Origin of the sequence: Klebsiella sp. C360, from assembly GCF_048822415.1 — a bacterium.
Classification (GTDB): Bacteria; Pseudomonadota; Gammaproteobacteria; order Enterobacterales; family Enterobacteriaceae; genus Klebsiella; species Klebsiella quasipneumoniae.
In genome coordinates, this window is record NZ_JBMEZZ010000001.1 from 97,756 (window position 1) to 119,393 (window position 21,638).

The following is a 21,638-nucleotide window of genomic DNA, read 5'->3' on the forward strand; positions in this document are numbered from 1 at the left end:
GGATGGTTACCGCCAGTTCGCTGGTTAACGAAGATTACGGGCCAATCGCCACGATGGACCCGCCGCAGAAATTTGTTTTCGACGTTACTTCGCCGCTTCAGGCCTGAGCCTTAGCTGGTTAGTTTCGGCGGTATAAATACGTGGCTTGTCAGGATCCAATTCCTCACGCGCCAGCACCTGCTTCCAGGTATTTCTTTCTGTATCCGGATGGCGGAACAGGCCGACAACCGCCACGAACTTCGCCTGCGTTTCCAGCGGCATATTGAGACTGGCGTCCCCTCCGGGGTTGATCACTACGTCGCGACTGGCGAGGAGATCGGCGGCGAGCAGAATATCCCCCTCCTCCAGCAGCTGCTGGTAAACCAGCCGGTCAAAGGTCCGGCGATCTTTAAGCTGATAGATGCGCACCATCACCGGTTCGGAGAGCGAGTGATTCTCTCTGGCATCAGTGTTGAGCGCTTCGCGCGCCGTAAAATCCAGATGCAGCGTATTAATTTGCTTATAAAAAACGGCGTTGAAGGCGGATTTTGTTCCCTCCGAGACGCGCTGGGTGAGCCCGCATCCGCTCAGGCAAAGCGCTAGCAGGGACAGCAGGCAGGCGGTTTTAATTAAACTTATACGTAACACGTCGGTTTCCTTGCGATGAGGTGGCAGGCTGCAGGCCGGTATAGGCGCCCAGTTCGGTGGTAAATGTCTGCGGGATATCATCCTGACTCTCACCCTCTCCAGCGCCCAGCACGCCGTTCATACCGAGCCAGAACGGTCCGTCCCCCAGCGGCGGGACAGCCAGCAGTCGGGTCGGCGCGGTCAGGGTGATTCTGGCCCGGAATCGCCAGCCCAGATACACCCGCAGCAGGATGAGAAAGTCCCGAAACAGCGGGCCATCAGGCTTCCAGCCCTGCGCCTCCTCGGGATTATCGGTGATAAGGGCGACGAGGAGCTGGCTACTGCTGTCCCTCACTTCGTCACCCAGCGGGGTATTGCCGTCCAGTAAGAAGTCATCATCGCCGTAAAAGCCCAGCGGCTGGCTGACCGCCACCGGACGCAGGCAGTAAGGGCTCACCCTGACGGTGGTCTTCGGGGCCAGCAGCGTGACCAGCGCCTGGATCCCCTGCTGAGTTTTGCCCGGCTGACGCAGCACGCCAGTCAGCGCCAGAAAGCGCGACGCTGGCGAGGCGATATGCCGCGTCGTGCCGGGGATGCCCAGCCCCGCCAGACCCAGCAGCGACTGTGACAGGCGGTCGGTACCGCCGGGCTCAAAGGTGGCGGGCCAGCAGTATTTCCGCCAGATGCGGTAATACTGCGTGATAATCCGGTGACTGAAGATATCCAGCACCCCCTGCTGCGCTTCATGCCCTTCCCTGCGCTGGGCGATATCATCGAGCCAGGCCGTCGGGAGCGGCGAATCGACACCGTACAAGCCCATAAAGGTGGTGCGAATGACCGGCGGCCCGCTGTCATTGGCCTCATCGTATTCCACGGCTCGGAGTTCGCTGGCGGGGAATCCCATCCCCGGATGCGGATGAAAACGTACCGGATCGTCAGCCGGATGGCTGGTCGCCCCCATCAGCGGCTTATCGGGGTGCTGTCGTTCCAGAAGCTGACAAAAGCGGTAAAAATTGATCCGCGGCAGGTCGGCCTCCAGACGCGGCATCAGCCGGGAATGCGTCGGCTGTGCTTCTCTTCCCATTCCAGTCGTTCTCCGGTTGGTTGCAGAATGATAATCAGGCGGTTGAACAAGTAGATATCGGTGTAGAGCGCAAAGAAGCGGCTGAGCATCTCGCCAAACAGGCATATATCGCCTCGTCCGGCAAAGCCGTGGCTGTCGAGGGTGACTTCAATTTGCACGCCGCGCACCAGATGGCCCTGTGCAAAGCGCTCTGTTGCGCGGTGCTTCACCTCGAGGATGGCTTCCAGACGCCGACGATTCATCTCGCTGTCGGTCCATTCATACAGCGCCAGGGTGCCGCGCAGGACTTCAGCGTTGTCCATCAGGGAAAGAAAACTGCTGCCCAGATGGCTCAGCACCCGCCAGTGAAAACGATCCTGGGCAGGGGGATAGCACGGGAGCGTCGGCGCGCAGAGGTTACGAACCGCGACGCTGGCCGAGGTGGTTTTCATCACCGTATCGAGCACGGTGCTCTGCAGCGCACGACGCGGAAGCTGGCCGTTGGTTCCGGTAAGGGTGAGCGACAGGCTTTCATCTTCCGGTACGGTATGCTTGTCAAAGGCTTCCCCGCCGACGATAAGCCAGGTGTTATGCAACCCGGAGGGGCCACGGCGCACCCGGGTATGATAGTAATAATCAGGCGCGTCATGACGCATCATGCCGCCTTTGTGACGAAAGCTTGAGAACGGCGCGTAAGCCTGTTGGCTCGAGGAGATCACGGAATCGACGGTGTAAATTTCAGTGTGGCCGTCCTGCACGCGCAGTGGGCGCAGCAGGTATTCTGTCTGCAGGGAATTGATGGTCAGCGGATCGGACTCCAGCGGGAACAGGTTGATCGCCGGTACGCAGTGCAGGCGCAGCTGCTTTTCGCTGAAGCGGAAGTCATGTTCCCAGCGTTCCGCCAGCACGACGTCGATCTCAAACCACGCCATCCCGGCCGGGAAAGCCACCGTCTCCAGCCCGCGCAGGTCGATGAACATGAACTTTTCACGGAAGGTAAAATACTCCAGCAGCAGCTGGTAGCCGCGAAAACTGCGGCTATCTTCGGGCCAGAGGCCGTCATCCTCGCCAAATCCCAGCGCGCTGAAATACCCGTCCAGCGGCTTTCTGTCCTCCTCACCGGGTACGCGCAGCCACATCCTGGCCACATTGAGGGTCAAAGCCTCGTGCATGGCGCAGGCCAGCGGCGCATCAGCGTTGCAGTAGAGCGGGATATGGCTGAGATCGATCCGGCGCCAGTCCGTCAGGCTGCTGCAGTTAAAGCGCAGCGTGATCACCGACCGGCCATCCGTATCGGTGGTCAGCTGAGCGTGCTCCAGGGACAACGGCTGCAGAGCGATCGCTTTGGTGGTGGTGTACCGACAGCGCGTGCCCTTTTCACCGATCGGCCGGGAAAGCACTTCAAAGCCTTTGGCCATCGTCATCGGCTCTTTCATTTCCTGCCAGTCGGGGGTGAATTCCACGACCGACAGGGAAGGAATGGTACGTAAATAATGTGGCCACAGCAGACTGACCACGCCTTCGGTGAGTTCGGGCAGGTCGTCATCAAGCTTCTGGCGCATGCGGCCCATCAGGAAGGCAAAACCTTCAAACAGACGCTCGACAAAGGGGTCGCGTGCGCCCGCTTTGTCAAGATTGAGCATTGCCGCCTGCTCAGGATGAGCGCGGGCAAACTCTTCACCCGCTTCCAGCAGGTAGCGCATTTCAGCGTCGTAATAACGCAGGGTTAAATCGTCCATATATTTATATTGATTTCCTTTCAGTTATCAGATTTTGAAATTGTCTACTAAAAAAATAATCTTTATAACACCTGAATTAATATTTATAATTAAATGCCTTTATTTTTTTAAAACATTTATTGCCAGGACTATTTTTAATCATGCCTTTAACAAAATCATCTTTTATATAAATCGACGCGTAGCACACGCCCTCTTTTGTGGAAAGAATAAAATTTTGACCGCCGCCACCTGCAGCGTTATATTCGTATTGACCGCCAATCCTCCAACCAATATCGAGTGCTGCATCTTTCCTAAACAGAGATATAAAAGAAACTTTAATTTTAACTCTTTTTCCAGGCGCTATAATTTCAGGCTTTGATCGTACTATACGCGCGACTTCGTCAGGCTCAGGTTCGACATTATATATACTCTCACCTGCATACACGAATATAGTTTCATTGGTGTTATTTATAATAACTACGACTGGCCTTATCGGAATAAAATGAACAACAATGAATGACACTGCCATAAATAATGCAATAGCTGTTAACGTTTTTATTTTTTTCAAAATGATTCGTCACTTTTTTCTGGATTATCTGTATTCCAGCACCAATGATTTTCTCTTGAGTGTGGAAGGCGCGCATCAGGTGTTTTTTCTAAAACGCAAAGAATATTATCTGCCGTCAACGTCTCTGCAAATTTCCCATGTTCATGAAAAAGATTAAACCCTATTTTCATGCTAGTAATATCATCCAGGGTATCATCCCCCATTGCACCTGGCGTCATGTTTTGTTCCCAAGTAGATCCTTTCAGGAGAATTGCTTCAGAAAAGCCGACACTAAGTCCAACATAACCATAATGTATGTTTGACCACACATCATAAAAATAATCATACTGTTTGAATTTATGGTAATAAGACTTTGATGATTTTCCTTTCCTGGGAAGTGGTCGTGCTACTGCAACGGATGAAAACCGATCGCGAATCTTCGGTTTATGATCCCAGATTGAACCTGTTTTCACGGTCTGATACCAAATAGCCATTGCAGAAAGTAAATCCCTTTTAGGGGGCGGACCCAGCTTTGCATAAAAAGGAAGTTTATTCCATTCAGTAAGCCTTTTTATTAGATAATCTTCGTCAATTAAATATCGTATTGTTTCTGCCGTATCGCTTCTGACATTCGCCTTGATTTCACTTAGTATATATTCTGCAACTTTAATCGCCCCATCTGTGTGAGTACATTGCCGTTCAGTCTTATTTTCTGGATGAAGATTCTTATCGGGATCCTGTAAAGATGCCTTAAGCCCATCGAGTGAAAATAAAGTAGTTATGCACTCACCTCCTTTCTCATAAGTATCATTTATCATTGATGGAATAAACTTCGCCTTACAGGGGCAAGTACTACAGCTGTCGAGGCTTCCAGCCATTCGCCGGCCGTGAATGGTATCGTTGTCGATGCCACCGGCAATCTTGTATCGACCCGGGTGCTTTCCGCAAGTGACGCTGTCCTGCTCCCGGGCAACAGGTTTATCAAACAGAGTGTGATCTTCAGCGCCCGTTGTTATTCTTCCGCCACAGGTCGTTCTGTCTCCCTGCACCAGATAAAATCCTTTAGTTGTCATAGGTTCTCCTTGGCGTCAGTTTCCGTTCAGTTAACCGCAAAGCACCGCGCTACTGGCTGGATCGAGCGCAATCAGCCGCGCCAGCAACTGATCCATCTCCGGTTGCAACCGTAACTTTTCACTCTCGCTGCGAGTGGCTTTCATGCGCAGCAGCCTGAGCCGTCGCGATTTAATCTCGAATAACAGGGCTGGGATCCACTGCGTGAGGGTGATAGATCCTGCCGTATCGTCAAGTTCTTGCAGCAGATAGAGCGCGAGGTCATTCTTCCCCTTCTGTTCGGCCACGCGGGCCATCAGCAGGCGCAACAGCCATTTATCTTTAATGGATTCCGTGCCCGGGCGAGTCTGAAGCCAGTGGAGTGCGGCATCGAGACCGTCTGTGTCAGCCTTCTCAAGTGCTTCAGGTTCGAGGGCCAGAATGTCGTTATCAGCGCCGCTGGCAGCCGATACTGGCTCATCCCGCCAGATGGACATATCGTCGAGTACATTCTGATTTATCCAGCTCAGCGTGACCTCATCGGCAAACGGCGTGCCATCGTTAAAGGCCAGTGTTTCAAGCCCGGTCAGACGGCGCAGCAATCCTTTCAGATCGGCAATGATAATATCGGCCAGCACATCCTGACCCGACTTCATCAGCGCCTGATGGATATACCATTGCAGGTCAAGCCAGAGATGATTAGCGCCACGTGAGAAGTTGCTGTCTGCCTGTTCCAGTATCTCCGACCAGCTCTGTTGAAGATACAGTCGCTTGAGCATGGCACGCTGATCTGCTCTGGGAGGCTCGATACGCGTTTTTCCATCAGCATCAGGCGCTGGGATGATTGTCAGGGTGTCATGACGAAGGCTTTTCATTAGCCGATGCGCGGCAAGCCAGCCATCGGGTTGAACACGCAGATATGCGGTCAGGGCTCGCGCCTGGGCCAGCAGATCCTGACCGGAAGAGATGTTGCTGAGAACTGGCGCTTCATATTCAGCCGTGCGGGAAGCAGTTTGAGCCAGCCCCCGATTTCCGACGTTCTGAGGCACCACCGCTTCGACTCCCCCGCTCTTTATCAGGCGCGACTCCAGTGCGCCCCAGAGCGCTTGCAGATCTGGCCGTGATGTTTCGGGTTCTGACGTCAGACAATCATCAATGAGAAGCAGCGCGCCGATGGACCGCCTTGCGTCCTCCCGGACAACTTCTGGAAAAAGTGAAAGACTGTCCAACATACGTGTACCGCCCAACCACTCGAGGGCTGCTTTGCGGCTACGGTCGCGCTGCGGATGAAGCTGCATGCCATATTGTTGCAGCAATCCTGCCAGCAGCTCCAGCCCATCGGCCAAGCCAGCTTCCCCGTCCTGGTGTAAACGGGCCCAGCAGTAATAGGTGACAATCCGGATATCTTTTGTTGTTGCCAGTAACTGTCCAGCCAGCTGGCAAATCAGTTCGGTATCAACGCCGGAGATCTTATTGACCTCCTCGCGGATACGCTGAAAATCATCGTCATAGCCCGGCTCGCTGCCGGTGGGCTGGCTATCACTGATTGGCGCAAGCCATGACTGCCAGTTTTCCTGGCGTGACCGGGCCTGCTGGCGCAGTACGCTTTCATCCAACTGACTGGCGGCAACCAGATTTTGTAAAATACTCATTTTTCCATCTCATCCATGTCACTATTCCCTACCCCCGCCGTCAGGGCCTGTGCGCTCTCAGCCGCATCGACAGTGAAAATCTGATCCGGCAGGGTCAATCCGCGCAGCGCCAGAAGCACCAGCGGGCCGCTCCCAAGCTGGGAGCGCAGTACCCACTGCAGGGTGCGGCCATCCGGAGCGGTGAAGCTCATCATCCACTGGCTGCGTTCGAGCTGCTGGCGTTTACCCTGCTCCAGCCAGCGAATAAAACCCCAGGTTCCGCTGTAGTCACCAAACAGACGCGTGCCCGCATTGACGGTGGTCCAGGTCAGCAGAGCGCCGGGTTTATACGTTTCCCCCGGCCAGCGAAAAGTCTGCCAGTCGGCCATCTGATTGAAATAGCGCAGTTTTTGGCCGTCTATCGTCAGCTGTGTCTCCACGACCTCTGCAACAGGCCTGGCCTGCAATTCGAAGCTGATGCCCTGGCTGCCATCGGTGAAAAGAATGTCGGACAGCTGGCTTAGCTGGTTGATGGCGCGCAGAAAGGCTGGATTAAAGACCAGGCCGTGGCTGTTGACCTTATCCGGCACCCACTGACTGCCTTCTTTATGCAGGACACCGTTCAGCTCCGTCGTAAGAAAACGTTCGATTCGCCCGCTGTCTTTGCGCACAAACTCAGCCAGCATCGGCAGAGAGGCGTCGCTTTTGCTGGCGGCAAACGGAAAGCGGCCGTCAAAGGCAGTGTGCCAGTTGGCGACTACCGATCGGCGCCATTTATCATTCAGACTGGCCGCCGACGGCAGAAGCACGGTTTCCCAGGCCTGAGTCAGCGGCTGCACAAACAGAGTGTTACCGAAGCCACTCCACTCTTCGCCAAGGCTTGCCGAAATCAGACTGCCATATTGTTGCGTGTCGGTCAGGTCGACGCTTTTCCCCTGGAAGACGGTCTGCGCCAGGGTCTGCATCATCTCCTGCGGATCGGAGGCATTCGCAACCTGCTGCAGACGCAGGCGCACGCGGGTGATGCGGGTCAGATAGGTTTGCAGGCTCAGGGTGCTGTCGGCCGACATGACGTTGTTGCCCGTGTTTTTCCCCATTAGCTGGAGCAGTGGGCCGAACGTGTCATCCAGAGGCCCCTGCGGCCCGGCTGCCGACTGGTCGATGACCGGCTTGTCTTTTCCGCCCACCAGATCTTTGGCCGATTTAATAAGGCTGTCCGACAGCCCCTCCCTTTGTTGCCCCGCCTGCCCCTGCCAGGCAAGGGTATTCATCAGGGCAATCAGCGGCGACTGGCGGACATCGCTTATCAGCGTGAGCTGGTCGGTAACATCGGCGATATTGGTCGCCGGATTAAGTCGTAGACTGTTAAGAAAATTCAGCCAGCTGCCGGCGAAATCGGTGAAGTAGCGTCGGGTCAGACGCGCTTTCAGCGCCTCCGGCGACAGGTCTGTCGACACCGTTTTGCGCGAATCGCTCAGCACCCAGTCGATTTCCTCCCGGCGCGAGCTGGCTGCCTTATCAATGGCATGCTGAATGCCGCCTTCCCATGCCTGGCGGGTAAACATCCCCGGGACCACTTCATCGGTGGTAAACAGGCGGCGCGCATCGGTGCCACTGGTCATGTCTTCCAGAGATACATCGGCAAAATTACGACGCACGGATTTGAGCATGTTCTCATACAAGGTGCTTTCGGCATTGCGGCGACCTATCTGCTGCAACAGAACCTGACGGCTCTGACTGACTCGTTGCGCATCCGGGATGATCTTCCACTCTGGCCGCTCGGGTAGCAGGGAGAGATAAAAGGCCCACAGATCCGGCGCCAGACTTTGCCACAGTCCGGTCGAGATCCCCTTTCGCGTTGGCTGGACCGTTTTCATGGTCTGCGCGAAAAAGGCGCCATCGGCTTTATCCGGACGAGCCATCATCAGCCAGGCTTTCAGCTGGTCATAGCCCGGTTTCGCCAGCAGGGCTCGCTGGTCGCTATTGGGTGCGGAGTTGACCAGCGCGCTGAGCGCCTGCTGCAGCGCGACATTGGCCGGGTCACGTATCAGGCGGTTGTTTGCCACGCCGTACCAGGGCAGGACGGCGTCTAATAGTTGCTGATGATGGTCCAGACCAAAGCGCCGATACCAGGGCGCTCCCTTCTGCCCATCGTGCACGAGACGGCCGGCCTCATTGCGCAGGGCATGGAGGGCCGTCAGTTGATAGTCAGAAACAGAGGGGTGGGTCACCAGGTCACGGGCTTTTCCCGCTACCGAAACAATCTGGCTGTAATTAAGGGTAAAGGAGAGCAGCAGTCCCGCCGCCCACAGGCCGAGGATGGCCATCAGACCGCACGCCAGGCCCCGCTCCCACGCCATTCCCACGTGATGCCCGCGTAAACGGCGGCAGTCATCGACGATTCCCTGCCAGGTGGCGGGCAGCGTCAGGAGATGAGGCTGGCCCGCAGGCGAGGTATCAGCCTCCTGATAAGGATCTACGGTACGAGGCGCCGGCAGGCTAAACATCAGGCCTCGCAGCGCAAACCGCTGCCGCGAGGCGGTCAGCCATGGCGCCAGCTGCCAGCGCCATTGCGCGATCCCCCCGTCGAGAAACTGCTGCCCCAGACGCAGCAGGAAGTCGTGGCGGGTCTCCTCCGCGATCTGGCGCATCCCCTGCTCCCGCAGCGTGGGCAGCATCTGCGCAAGCTGACGGGCGACATCGTCCTCGGTAGCGCGTAACGGGAAGCTAACCCCTACCGCCTGCACCGCGCGGTCAGACTGCGACCACTCACTGTCGCACAGTTTCCACAGCCAGACCGGGGCGGCATAGCCCAGCAGTTCGCTAATTTTTTCCAGCCCGCGCAGGTCGTTTTCGCTTATCTGCGGCGTCAGGGTGAGAGACGATGGCATCACCCGCACAATCCCGTCCAGAGGACGGCCGCGGCGCAGCTTGCGTAGCGCGTTGTATTTTTCTCGGTCAGGCTCCGATGCAAGGCTGCCGCCGTAAATCAGTACGGTGCGGTTGCCTTCAAGCCAGCGCTGCCGTTGTAGGCCGGGAACCAGTTGTTCGATTGCTGCATCGTCGCCGGTGACTAAAAGCAGGCGGACTTTGCGGCGCCAGCGCAGGCGGTAACGTGCGTGAAGGTGCTTTTTCAGCGGGGCATAAAGGGCTTCGCGCCCATCGGGCCTGGCGGGTTGCCGCACAGGCGCTGCTGAAGGCTTAACCTTATCTTTTATCAGCAGTCGAAAGGCCATAAACCCCAGTACCAGCAGGCTGAGCGCCATCCCCCAGATAATAAAGCCCATGGCGATAAACGGGCGCAGCGTTTCCCACTGCGTGGCATGATCCATCGCCCACAGCCACCATGCCAGCCCGCCCAGGAGCACCAGAAGCGTGACCGCAGCAATACTGACGATAACCGTAGCCGCCACAGAGATAGCTGCAGGTTTATTGACGTTGTCCATCAGGTTTTACAATTCCAATTGCGAGGGTATTCAAGGGATCGCGGGCTATCCAGCCACACGGTTGTTGGTAGTGCGCGGCGTAGATCGCCGCCAGCGACAGAACGGTCAAGCCTTCCATCTCGCCGATGTCCCCCCAACAGGCATCCTGGCGATACAGGTTGATATCCCAACCGCTGTGCGCCAGCGCTTCCAGTCCCGGCTGAAAAAACAGCGCACAGGCTTCCGGGGGGCCGCTCAGTTCGTTCTGCTCCAGCACACGAGCGGCTACAGCAGTCAGGGCCTCCCCTTTTTCTGCGCAATAGGTTTCCCCCCTGGTCAGGTGCACCGGACCGTCCCGTCCGGCGAGCCACAGTACCGCAGACTCTCCGGCGGGTTGCACCGCCCCCGTCTGGGCGACAACCACCTGACATCCGGCGATAAGCACAGTGTCGTGGGGGTCAGCTTCGGCCAGAGTGTGTGCTATCTCCGCGAGGCTGGCCTCCCCACACCAGGTATGCGGGCGGGATGGTAGTGTCATCTGCGCAACAGTGAGGGTCATCTGTGCACGAAACGCCTGCCAGGCGAGTTCCGTTCCCTGCCAGTAGCAACGCAGCGGCGGAGTAATCGTTCTTTCACTGCGCTGTCGTTGCCATTCCATCACCAGTAGTTCCGCCAGCCGTTTTTCGCGGGCGATAGCCTCAGAAACTGAAAGGTATGGTGCTCGCAGCGCCCTGCCGCCGCCCTCGTTCTCTTCCTCTGGCGGACGCTCGTGACGGCTTAGCACCCGCAGCCAGTCAGTGGTCGTTTTGCCCGCGGGGCCCAGCAGCAGACCGTCCTGTAACCCGATCGGCTGCCGATGCTCCGCCCACCATTGCTGTTGTTCGTATGCCACCAGTTGGTCATAGAACCTGGCGTTATGCACGCTCATGCGGTAGTACAGCAGCCGGATCAACCAGCCGGTACCTGCCAGCGCCAGGGCCAACAGGATCCCGGTGCCGGCCAGGGCGCTTTTTCCTTCTGACGAGGGAAGTAAAGCGCTGATCCCGCCGCTAAGCAGAACCAGCAGGGCCGAAACCGATAGCCACCTGGCCGTACCAGGCGGTCGCGCGTCTTTGTACGGGGGATACTCCGGTACCGGCCTCACTGATCAACCCCGCAGTCTGGGTTAGAGCTGACCAGCGTGCAGCCGCAGGCGCAGCGATGACCGTGGAGCGCAACCGGCTGGCCATCAATAGTGGTTCGCGCGCTGCCTTCAGCGATGGTCGTCATACCGTGTTTGTTACACTTGACCGGGTCGCCCTTGCAGGCGAATCCCAGACCAAAACACTGATAATGCCCCATCAGCACCCTGCCACCATACTCCCGCAGGGTATCTCCTTTGCGGATGACTTTATTCATCGGATCCTCCTTATCCGCGTTCAGACCGTTGTCGTCAGAACGTCCTCAAGCCAGTTGGCCGGCAGCGCGGCTTGCCCCCGCGCCATCTGCTGTTCCGCTTTCCGCGCCTTTTGCTGTGCGACAACGGTCCCAGGCTCGTGGGTAAAGGCCCGCAACTGCTCCCCTCCGGGCAGCTCTGGGAGCGCTTCCCCGGTTATCTTGTCCAGCACCGCCACCTCCAGCGAGCGCACGGCGCCTGTAGCGGCCAGCCCGGCCAGCTTGCCGGTAAGGGACTTTTGCCGGAAACTGAGCACGACGCCCGCAGTCACGGTCGCAAAACCCACCAGGTCTCCGGCGAGCACCAGCGGCGAGAGCGGCTTACTGCAGCGCTCGCCGAAGTAAATCATCCGGTAGCGGAAGTAGCCGGTCCACATCTCGCGCGTGCCGAGCACGGCATACATAAACCAGGCGCGTGAGTCATGCACCTGGTCATCAAACAGCGCCCTCACCAGCCCGGCAGGCTGCTCCGCGTTGCTGGCCTCCCCGGCCGCGGGGAACAGGACGGCCACCCGGGCCTCTCCGTCACGCTTCATGCGCCGGTATTCCTGCGCTTCATCATCGGTATTCAGAATGAAAATCACCGGCTGCAGCACGGTATCCAGCACCAGCTGCGCCAGGTTCTCCGGGATACGGTAACCGTCGTGGTAATCCTTTCCGAACTCCTTCGCCGCGTCGAACAGTTGGGTTTGATCCATCTTTGGGTCAAAATCCTTCACGCCCGGCTGCAGAACCAGCTCATCCATCCTGTCAGGAGGCTGGTTTGCTATCTGGTTCTGGCGAGCCCTGAGCACCGCCGCCTGTTTTTCATCACGAATCTCTTCTGCCGCCTTCCGCGCGGCAGGTAGCGCTTCGGTATTCGTGGCGCGCTGATAGAATGGCGTTTTCAGCATCGAGCCTCTGGCATAGCGGTCGATGCGCCAGGCGGTGATCCAGGCCATCTGCTCAGCAACGGCGGTTTCCAGGCTGCCGCCGGCGGCAAGTGGTTCGTAGTGAGAGGCTGCTTCGGGATCGAACGTTTTCGGCGAGGTTTGGCCCAGAGTGAGTTCGCGCCAGGCGTTGAAGCGGTTGACTAGTGGTGTATCAATTACAAATTCTTCCTGCAAATCTGGCGACATGGCTCGCCAAAGCTGCCGGTTTAGATCTCGCGGTAATGTGGTCGGTGGGACTTTAAGTGGCGCACCAAAAGCAAATGCCGAAGCATATAAGTCATGCAAAACTACCTGTGAGAGTAACAGTGCATCATCCTCACCATTCGCTTTCCCCTGATCCCCCGGCGGATATCCTCCACCAATATCCGAGTGCATCCCCGGGTAAACCACCTCAGTGGCACAGGGCGGGTACTTGCCGTTTGCCCGGCGCACCGAGTCCAGCGGAAAGCAGAGACGCTGCTCATACCCGGAGACCAGGTGAACACATTTTTTTATCAGCCCGCCATAGGTTTCATCATCCGGCAGCTCCATCGTGCCGTCTGCCCAGGACATATGCCCGTCGGCAACCGGCACAACATGCGCCACCCCGACGGAGGCCACCGTATCCAGCAGCCCGAGAAACTCCACGCTGACGGGCAGCTGCATCCCGCCTGTCTGCAGGCACTGCGGCGGTTTTTCACCCTCCGCCGCCGGCGGGGGCAGCAGTTCGCTCAGCCAGCGCACAAAGGTGCGCGCCGCTGCCGCGCCGCGGGAAAAACCATAGACATACAGTTTGATGCCTGTCAGTTTCGGCTTGCCCGGCTCAGGCTGAATCAGCATCGGCATCAGTTTCGGGGCAAGACCATTCAGCAAACGAGTGAACTCTTCATAGCGGTTATGGCTGCCGCCAAACCCCAGCAGGTTCCAGTTGGTGCTCATTTCTTTCAGTGAACGACGACTCTCTGTGGTGGTCAGCCATTTTTCGGTGGCACTAAACATCAGCACATCGATTATGCGCAGCAGCGCCCAGTTAATCCGGTCCTCCCCCTTAACTGCCCCCACCAGACCCATGGTGGAATAGTCGGGGTCATTCACTTCCGGGAAGGGGGTGCCCACGCCGGGCATATAGAATTTAAAATATTTCCCGTCTCCCTCGCCGTCTCCATCAAACAGCTTGCTCTGATCATCAGACGGCACCCCGCCAGCCGTACCCGTTCCAATAGTCGCCCGAAACAGCCGGGCGATATTGGTCGGATGTTTCGGGTTCGCGATAAAAAAGTCATGATTTAAGTTATTGCCGGTACCGTCGAAAAACAGGCTGATATGAAGCGTCTTGCAGCACGGCGGCTCCACGCGCCGTCCGGCAGCCAGGCACAGCTCCTGATGATAGCGCCGCTCGTCGCTGTTCTGTTGATAGTAGTTCTGACCAACCTCCAGCGCCCGGCCCGGCAGACGTCCCTGCGGTGGAAACGACGGCGGGACCCAGGCGGCATGGGTTTCGGTTATTTCGGACATACGGGGGGCTCCTTCATCCTGACGGGCTCTTTTATCGGGTAGTTCGCATTTCTCGGTGACCAGCAGCTGGTGGTTACCTTCACGTCATCGCAGGGTAAAAAGTGCACAGTAATACCGCACACCTCCTGGCCGTTATAGTCGGGCAGCGGGACGGTTTTGCTGTGCTGCCTCTTTTGGGCATCAATTCCTTTTTTCCAGGCAAGGTATTTTTGCCTATCCTGATACCCCGGAAAGTCCATGGAGTACCCCACCCCAGTTTCCCAGTCAACGCGCACCGTCATACCCGGCGTCCAGCGGACGGGCACGCTGAAGCAGCAGCCGCCACCGCCCCCCTGAAACGGGCCTATTGAATCGATGCCCGACTGGCCGTTGACGCTGAAGTGATTAACTGCCCACTTTGTGTGGTTGATGGCGTCAATGGTGCCGCCGCCACCGCCTCCGGCCCGGGCGGCAGGCTGTGCGCAGCCGGTTAACAGCAGCAGCCCCGCCAGCAGCGGGCTGATTAATGCAGATTTCATCGGACTCTCCCTGTCGGTTTGAGGGTGATTAAGGAATGGTGATGCCATCCCGGGGAAACGAAGGCGAGCTACTTCGGGCAGACGGCCGGCTCCTTCATCCTGACGGGCTCTTTTATCGGGTAGTTCGCATTTCTCGGTGACCAGCAGCTGGTGGTTACCTTCACGTCATCGCAGGGTAAAAAGTGCACCGTAATACCGCACACCTCCTGGCCGTTATAGTCGGGCAGCGGGACGGTTTTACTGTGCTGCCGATTCTGAGAGCTCATTTTTTTCTCCCAGGCTTTATATTTTTCGTAATCAGCAAATCCAGGAAAACCTTCAGTCGATGCCTCCCCACTTTCCCAGTCAATGCGCACCGTCATACCCGGCGTCCAGCGGGCGGGCACGCTGAAGCAGCAGCCGCCACCGCCTCCCTGGAACGGGCCTATAATGTCGATGCCCGACTGGCCGTTGACGCTGAAGTGGTTGATCGCCCACTTTGTATGGTTGATGGCTTTTATTGTTCCGCCTCCGGCCCGGGCGGCAGGCTGTGCGCAGCCGGTTAACAGCAGCAGCCCCGCCAGCAGCGGGCTGATTAATGCAGATTGCATCGGACTCTCCCTGTCGGGTTGAGGGTAATGAAAAGAGGGATGAACTCAGCCAGACCAGGCTTTTCATTCCGAAGGTCTCTCACTGGTTTTTACGTCGGCAAGCCACTTTTTCATTACCCAGTCTTCACGGGCGTCATCCAGAAGAATGCCCTGGCGTGTCGCCTCCACCATGCCCTGATAACAGGCCGAAAACAGCGACTGTCTTGAATCAAATATGCCCGCAGGCGGAGCACAGTGTGACAACAGGACGATGACATCGCTGATACACATCAGATGCTCAAGCTGGCGATCGCTGAGTTCTATTTTTGGCGCCTTTTCATCGCGTTCCGGTGGGAGACCACTGCCTTTGATGCCTTTCGCCTGCCCGTCAAGATCCTGCCACGCCCAGAACAGGGCCGGACGCATCAATGGCTCTTGCTGCTCTTCACTGAGAATGTGCGTAAACAACAGCGGAAATACCCGGGTATCGTAAAAGCGTAAAATTCCGCTGCGCCCTTCCTGCAGAATATCCATGCACTGCGTGAGCCAGTTCGCCAGCGCCGAAAAGGGCCAGTATGTACAGAACAGGAGCAGCGGCGCCTGGCTGGCAAGTTGCTGGCTGATATCCTGTAACCAGCGCATTTGCTCAAGATCATCAAGCGTAAAGCGCGCTACCAGCGGAGCATCATCGACGATAAATGCTTCCGGAAGTCCATGAAAAAGCGACTGCCACTCAACTGACAGCGAATTCAGCGCCGGAATAACGGAAAAATCCACCCCTGCCTGATCGATAATGACGTGCAGATAATCCGTTCCGAAAACCCGAGAGGTTCCGGCGACCTCCTCAATCCATTGTCTGGTCATTATGCCTCCCGCGGCACGAAGCCCTGCGCCAGCGCCTGGGCTTTTTTAAGGCACTCTTTACAAACCGATGCCGGTAGATCAGGTAAGGGAAACGCCTCGCTGACCGGCCCCTGCAAATCGTGCTGCCCCTTAAGGCTAATCACCCCCGGTCCGTGGATCTGTACTTCTCCCTGCGGGGTAAGACGGATATATGCGCCGCCGCACCCCAGGGTGATGCCATTTTTAGCCGTCAACTGCAGATGCCCCTGAGTTGACTGGACGGTGATATCTTTTAGCGCGGTCAGCGACAGAATATCGCCGTGCGACTCTACTTCCAGCGGGCCTTTGGCGGAGACCAGCCGCATTCCCTCCTGTTGCGCCAGCAGTGAAATAGCCTGGCTGGCATTCAGTGAACAGCGCTGTGCCGTGGTGATGTTGACCTCTCCCAGGCTCTGCAGATACAGCCCGTTACCGCTGTGCAGGAGGGTCGTTTCCGGTGTGACGGCGGCAATTCCCTGCGGGGCCGACATCAGCAATGTCGGCTGTTTAAGCTCGCGGCTGCCTGTGGCCAGTGCGCTTAACGGGCCGGGGTCTGGGATAACATTGTGATGGGTTTGCGTAATGCTTCCCCATTCCGTGACCTGATTCACCGCGCCTTTCAACAAACTGACCGCCGGCTCCATATCCAGCGCCTGCCCCTGGGCCTGCGCCTGTCCGTCCGCGCTGATAAAAATACCCTTCTGCGCCCGGATGGCACCCCAGCTGTCGGTTCTCAACTCAAAGCCTTCGCCGCGCGGCTGCCTGTCGCTGTTCACCAGGTGCCCCAGATTCAGCTGGCTCTTGCCGCCATACTCCGTCGACACCTTGATATGCTCTTTCCCACGCTCATCGTCGAGGCGGATTTTGTTGTTTGCCGGGGTGCGCAGGACGTTACGTTTGTCATTGCGGATGGTGACGTGATCGCCGTGCGCCGAATCGTGGAGCACGCCCGCGATATACGGCCGGTCCGGGTTACCGTCCTCAAAGCCAATCGCCACCTCCGTCCCCGCCAGCAGCGGCAGGTGCAGGCCATAAGTGTCTCCGGCATACGGCCGCGCCTGGCGGACCCACAGGCTCTCGAACCCGGTTTCCCAGCGCGCCCGGTCAAACAGCATATTCACCCGGTAGCGCCCGTGTTTGTCGATATGCCCGTAGGTGTCGTTTTCCCGGGTACTGGTCACGCGGGCCGGCAGCGTCCCGGCCATCACCGGGCGGGCGCCGGGCTCCGGCCGGTAGCCGACGTCCGGGCTGTCCGGTATGCCGGCAAACTCCATCGTAAAGTCGGTATCGCGCCGGGCGTGGCTGTGCATCGTCGTGATTAGCACGCCATGAGCAAACTCTCCAGCCACCTCCTCTCCGCCGGTCACCTTCAGCACCTGACCCGGGCAGAGCGTCGGGCAGCTGGTGGTGGCCTGCATCCGGGTCTGGCCGTTCAGATAACGCTCATGGCGAAGCCGGGCGTAAAACGCCCCGGACTCCGGCGCCGGATGGCGGTCATGGACATTCCCGGCGGTCAGGTAGTTATCTCCCCAGTGGTAAGCCTCACCAAAGGTAGTCGTCTCCCCGCGGGTGACATCCACCTGCGCGCTCATGTCCGCCGTCGCCTCGCGGTAGTTGTAATCGCGGGTACTGACCTGCTGCTCCACGACGCGGTGGCGGCATGCCATCTCCCACACCGCGTCCACCCTGGCCGACTGCTGCCCTGACGGCGGGACCGAAGGCAACGTCAGCCCCTTCTCATAGCCCTGCTGACTGTCGCAGAACTCAGCGACGTCGATGTGCAGCCGCGTGTCGGCGGTAAAGCGAAACCAGATCCCCACCTCACCCAGCAGCCGGGTGATAAAGCGCAGGTCATCCTCGCCGTACTGCATCACCTGCTCACGGCGCGGATACGTTTTTGTCAGTGAGAACAGAAAATCCTGACCGCGCAGGCCGTGGCGCTCGCGGAGGATTTTTTCCACAATCTGCGGAACGGACTGGTCCTGATAAATGGCGTTCTGGTGCGAGCGGTTAAGCAGCGCCAGGCGCGGCTGGAGGGTCAGCGCGTAGTGCGTTTCATCCCTGGAGGTGCCGAGCCGTTCGAACCCCGTCACCACGCCCTGGATCACCCGCACGGCTTGCTGAACATTGATGCCGAAGCCCTGAGCTACCGGCGCCTGCAGCGTCAGGGAGGCAGCCTTCATCAGCATCATCTCTTTGCTGATGGCATGGTCTGCGCTGGTGAATTCGATACGATAGCGGAACGGCTGGCTCAGGGCTTCATCGCCCTCAAACGCCAGCACATCAAGCCCGGCTTCACATCCCTTCACCGAAAGCAGATGGTGGTTGTGGCTGAACAACAACGATTTCACGCTACTCATCGGCGATTGCCCCCTCGTCAAACGCCATCACGATGCCTTCTTCTTCGTGATACCCCAGCGTCACATGGTTCGGTTTATGCCCCGCCGCCATATGGCTCAATAGCTGCTGACTCAGCGCCGGCAGGATCTGCTGATTGAGCAGAATGTCGACGTTGCGGGCGCCGGTGTCCGGCAGCAGGCAGGCCTCGGTCAGCGCGTCGAACAGGCTCTCGCTGAGGGTGGTGGTCATCCCGTAATGGCAAGCCAGACGCTGACTCACCTGCCCGAGCTTCATGCCGACAATGGCGCGCAGCGCTGCCGCCGGCAGCGGACGGTAAATCACCGTCTGGAAGCGGGCCAGCAGCGCCGGCTGGAAGTGACCGCGCAGCACCGGCCGCAGCAGCTCGTGCAGGTCTGATTCGCTGGCTTCAGGCTGTGCATCCAGCAGCTGCATTAGCAGGTCACTGCCAAGGTTGGCGGTCATCAGGATCACGGTGTTGCGGAAGTCGATTTCACGCCCCTCGCCGTCGCGCATTACTCCCCGATCGAAGACCTGGTAGAACAGGTTCATCACATCGCGATGGGCCTTCTCCACCTCATCGAGCAGCACCACGCTGTAGGGGCGTTTGCGCACCGCCTCGGTCAGGATCCCGCCCTGGCCGTAGCCGATGTAGCCCGGCGGAGAACCCTTCAGCTGGCTGACGGTGTGCGGTTCCTGGTACTCGGAGAGATTGATGGTGATCAGCGCTTTCTCGCCGCCGAACAGCGCATCGGCGAGGGCGAGCGCCGTTTCCGTTTTGCCGGTGCCGCTCGGCCCGACCAGCAGGAACACCCCCTGCGGACCGTTCTCCGGCGTCAGGCCGGTTTTCGCGGCGCGCAGGCGCCGGGCAATGGCGCTCAGGGCCGACTCCTGGCCAACCACCCGTTTGCCGAGGCTCTGTTCCAGGCTCAGCAGCTCCGTCTGCTCATCCTTCATTAGCGAGGAGAGCGGCACGCCGGTCCAGTCGGCAATCACCGTCGCCACGGTGCGGACGTCGACGTCCAGCCCGAGCAGCGGATTGCCGTGCTGGGCGGCAGTAAGCGCGTTTTGCAGGTCGTTGATTTCCCCCTGGCGGGAGATATCGCGACGACATGCCCGCAGCGCCTCCGTCAGCTGCAGCTCCTGACCATATTGGGTTTCGAGGGTATCCAGCGCCAGGATAAGGCGGTTCTCCTCCTGCTCAATGAACGCCAGCCGTTCGCCGCGGGCGCTGTTGCCCAGCGCGATATCCTCCAGCAGCGCCTGCTTCTCCATCGCCAGCGCGGTGAGCTGCGCCTTCAGGCGGGTCAGCGGCTCTGGCACGGTATCAAGGCTCATGCGCAGGCGGGCGGAGGCGGTGTCGAGTAAATCCACCGCCTTGTCCGGCAGCTGGCGGCCGGTGAGATAGCGTCGTGACAGCGTCACGGCGGCACGCACCGCGTCATCCGTGATATGCACCCCGTGGTGGTGGGCATACCGGGGCTTCAGGCCGCGCAGCATCAGGCAGGCGGTGTCGTCGTCCGGCTCATCCACCTTGATCATCTGAAAGCGGCGCTCCAGCGCGGCATCGCGCTCGAAGTACTGCTTGTATTCACGCCAGGTGGTGGCGGCGATGGTCCGTAGTTCCCCCCGGGCCAGCGCCGGCTTTAACAGGTTGGCGGCATCCGCCCCGCCGGCCTGATTGCCCGCGCCGATAATCGTGTGCGCCTCGTCGATAAACAGCAGCACCGGCCCAGGCGACTGCTGCACCGCCTCAATGATATTTTTCAGCCGCTGCTCGAACTCGCCTTTGACCCCGGCGCCGGCCTGCAGCAATCCGAGGTCCAGGGTGCGCACCGACACCGGCTTCAGCGCGTCGGGGACGTTGCCTTCGGCAATGCGCAGCGCCAGGCCTTCCACCAGGGCGGTCTTGCCCACGCCCGGTTCACCGACGAGGATCGGGTTGTTTTTACGACGCCGGGAGAGAATATCCACCATCTGGCGGATTTCCGTGTCACGTCCGAACACCGGGTCAATCTGCCCGTCTCTGGCTTTGGCAGTGACGTCGAGAGTAAATTTGTCGAGGGCGTTCTGCAGCGCCGGGTTGGGCCCATCCGCGTTCGGTACCCCGTCCGCAGGACGCCCCACAAACTCCAAGTCCCCGCCATGACGCTGCGCAAGCGCAGTCTCCTGCTGCGCTTGCGGACGTTCGTCGGACTGGGTATCCAGCAGGGGGCGCAGGCGTTCCAGCTGGCTCTGGCCCAGGGTTAACAGCGGCCACAGGCCATCGCACTGGATCAGATTCTGTTTTGCTACCAGCGCCATCAACAGATGAACACTGCGGATCTGCGCTTCGCCGCTGAGCGAGGCAATCAGCCAGGCCTCCTGCATCAGCTTCAGGATAGCGCCAGATAGCTGAGGACGATGACGTACCGAGCGCGGCTGTTTATCCAGCCAACTAAGCAGATCCTGCCATAGCGCATCCATATCCCATTCGTAGCGCCGCGCCAGCACCGTCAGATCGCCTTCCCCCTGTTGCAGCAGCTTGAGCAGCCAGTGCTCGGGCAGGATCTCAGCGTGCGCCCGGGACTGGCACAGCGAGGCCGCCCCCTCCATCGCGCGGGCACAGCAGGGATTAAGACGGCGTAACAGGCTGGCTGGATTTTCCATGAGATCCTCTCTTTATTGGTTCCGGACACGCTACCGCCCGTCGCTGTTCCCCAACAGGAACCCATAGCGCACAGGGTCAGGCAGGCAGGCAGATTGTGTTTTTCTTTGCTGAGTACCCGCATCTCAGGCATTCAGCAAAAAACGGCGGACAGAGAAACGCTGTCCGCATCAGGCGATGGCCCTCCTTACTCCCCGGTCGCATAGATAACGATGCGACCGGGGTGAGCGAACGCCGCCAACGCACCTCCGGCGCGAAGAATGACGGGCAATTACGCGGTAGCGCGTTCGTTCCAGCTATCGGAATGAATGATGTTGCCGTCTTTATAGGTCCAGATGATCTTCTCGTAGCGCAGCTCGATCTGTTCCAGATGGTTGTGCTTCTCGTAGGCAGGGTCTTTGATGTCGTGCATCAGGGGATTCACTTTCACCACCTTGACGTTCTCAAGCGTGGTGTTGAAATACTCCACTTCCTGGCCAGCATCGTTGATCCGGTACCACTTGAACTCGGCGGATTTCAGGGTCTGACCGGTGGTCACCGCCTTGTACAGGTAGGGGCTGGAGGAGTCGATCTCCTTGGTGAACAGGAAAGGCGTATGGATCCGCGTGCCGGTCAGTTTGCCGGTGTTGTTATCGGTCGGGATGTACAGGTTATGCTCCTGGGCCACCACTTCGATACTGCCTTCACGATCCTGAACGTCGACAGACCCTTTAATGTCCGCGCCGCCGTCGTCTTTCAGCCAAAGATAAACAGGAATTGCCATG

The 21,638-nt window shown here is 58.5% G+C and carries 16 protein-coding genes; all 16 read right to left on the reverse strand.

What is annotated here, in order from left to right:
- Positions 1 to 84: 84 nt before the first annotated feature.
- Positions 85 to 627: a type VI secretion system lipoprotein TssJ gene (tssJ, locus tag ACOI7D_RS00470; protein WP_109547441.1), complete on the reverse strand. Its 543-nt coding sequence runs from the start codon at positions 625 to 627 to the stop codon at positions 85 to 87.
- Positions 605 to 1,690: a type VI secretion system baseplate subunit TssG gene (gene tssG, locus ACOI7D_RS00475; protein ID WP_109547442.1), complete on the reverse strand. Its 1,086-nt coding sequence runs from the start codon at positions 1,688 to 1,690 to the stop codon at positions 605 to 607. Before tssG ends, tssJ begins: the two co-directional genes overlap by 23 nt.
- Positions 1,654 to 3,408: a type VI secretion system baseplate subunit TssF gene (tssF, locus tag ACOI7D_RS00480; RefSeq protein WP_109547443.1), complete on the reverse strand. Its 1,755-nt coding sequence runs from the start codon at positions 3,406 to 3,408 to the stop codon at positions 1,654 to 1,656. Before tssF ends, tssG begins: the two co-directional genes overlap by 37 nt.
- 76 nt (positions 3,409 to 3,484) lie before the next feature.
- Complete coding sequence (locus ACOI7D_RS00485; RefSeq protein WP_077269270.1) at positions 3,485 to 3,955, reverse strand: hypothetical protein; 471 nt, start codon at positions 3,953 to 3,955, stop codon at positions 3,485 to 3,487.
- A complete protein-coding gene (locus ACOI7D_RS00490) occupies positions 3,952 to 5,007 on the reverse strand; it encodes a polymorphic toxin type 44 domain-containing protein (protein WP_109547444.1) in 1,056 nt (351 codons plus the stop codon). The genes ACOI7D_RS00485 and ACOI7D_RS00490 overlap by 4 nt, the downstream gene beginning before the upstream one ends.
- 30 nt (positions 5,008 to 5,037) lie before the next feature.
- Positions 5,038 to 6,636: a type VI secretion system protein TssA gene (gene tssA / locus ACOI7D_RS00495; protein WP_109547445.1), complete on the reverse strand. Its 1,599-nt coding sequence runs from the start codon at positions 6,634 to 6,636 to the stop codon at positions 5,038 to 5,040.
- Positions 6,633 to 10,061 (reverse strand): ImcF-related family protein, encoded by a 3,429-nt coding sequence (locus tag ACOI7D_RS00500; protein WP_109547446.1) that lies wholly within the window; start codon positions 10,059 to 10,061, stop codon positions 6,633 to 6,635. Before ACOI7D_RS00500 ends, tssA begins: the two co-directional genes overlap by 4 nt.
- The gene (locus ACOI7D_RS00505) at positions 10,045 to 11,184 is read right to left on the reverse strand and encodes a hypothetical protein (RefSeq protein ID WP_109547447.1); all 1,140 of its coding nucleotides are present in this window, start codon (positions 11,182 to 11,184) and stop codon (positions 10,045 to 10,047) included. Before ACOI7D_RS00505 ends, ACOI7D_RS00500 begins: the two co-directional genes overlap by 17 nt.
- Positions 11,181 to 11,438: a PAAR domain-containing protein gene (locus tag ACOI7D_RS00510; RefSeq protein WP_002902252.1), complete on the reverse strand. Its 258-nt coding sequence runs from the start codon at positions 11,436 to 11,438 to the stop codon at positions 11,181 to 11,183. The genes ACOI7D_RS00505 and ACOI7D_RS00510 overlap by 4 nt, the downstream gene beginning before the upstream one ends.
- A 20-nt stretch (positions 11,439 to 11,458) precedes the next feature.
- Positions 11,459 to 13,900: a T6SS phospholipase effector Tle1-like catalytic domain-containing protein gene (locus ACOI7D_RS00515; protein WP_109547448.1), complete on the reverse strand. Its 2,442-nt coding sequence runs from the start codon at positions 13,898 to 13,900 to the stop codon at positions 11,459 to 11,461.
- Positions 13,888 to 14,418 (reverse strand): T6SS immunity phospholipase A1-binding lipoprotein Tli1-KP, encoded by a 531-nt coding sequence (gene tli1 / locus ACOI7D_RS00520; RefSeq protein ID WP_109547449.1) that lies wholly within the window; start codon positions 14,416 to 14,418, stop codon positions 13,888 to 13,890. The genes ACOI7D_RS00515 and tli1 (ACOI7D_RS00520) overlap by 13 nt, the downstream gene beginning before the upstream one ends.
- A gap of 68 nt (positions 14,419 to 14,486) precedes the next feature.
- Complete coding sequence (gene tli1, locus ACOI7D_RS00525; RefSeq protein ID WP_109547450.1) at positions 14,487 to 15,008, reverse strand: T6SS immunity phospholipase A1-binding lipoprotein Tli1-KP; 522 nt, start codon at positions 15,006 to 15,008, stop codon at positions 14,487 to 14,489.
- Positions 15,009 to 15,071: 63 nt separating this feature from the next.
- The gene (locus ACOI7D_RS00530) at positions 15,072 to 15,851 is read right to left on the reverse strand and encodes a DUF4123 domain-containing protein (RefSeq protein ID WP_109547451.1); all 780 of its coding nucleotides are present in this window, start codon (positions 15,849 to 15,851) and stop codon (positions 15,072 to 15,074) included.
- Positions 15,851 to 18,220: a type VI secretion system Vgr family protein gene (locus tag ACOI7D_RS00535; RefSeq protein ID WP_162543156.1), complete on the reverse strand. Its 2,370-nt coding sequence runs from the start codon at positions 18,218 to 18,220 to the stop codon at positions 15,851 to 15,853. The genes ACOI7D_RS00530 and ACOI7D_RS00535 overlap by 1 nt, the downstream gene beginning before the upstream one ends.
- Position 18,221: 1 nt before the next feature.
- The gene (gene tssH, locus ACOI7D_RS00540) at positions 18,222 to 20,876 is read right to left on the reverse strand and encodes a type VI secretion system ATPase TssH (RefSeq protein ID WP_109547453.1); all 2,655 of its coding nucleotides are present in this window, start codon (positions 20,874 to 20,876) and stop codon (positions 18,222 to 18,224) included.
- 269 nt (positions 20,877 to 21,145) lie between these two features.
- Positions 21,146 to 21,637, reverse strand: coding sequence for a type VI secretion system effector Hcp (hcp, locus tag ACOI7D_RS00545; protein WP_023289393.1), 492 nt, complete (start codon positions 21,635 to 21,637; stop codon positions 21,146 to 21,148).
- Position 21,638 lies beyond the last annotated feature (1 nt).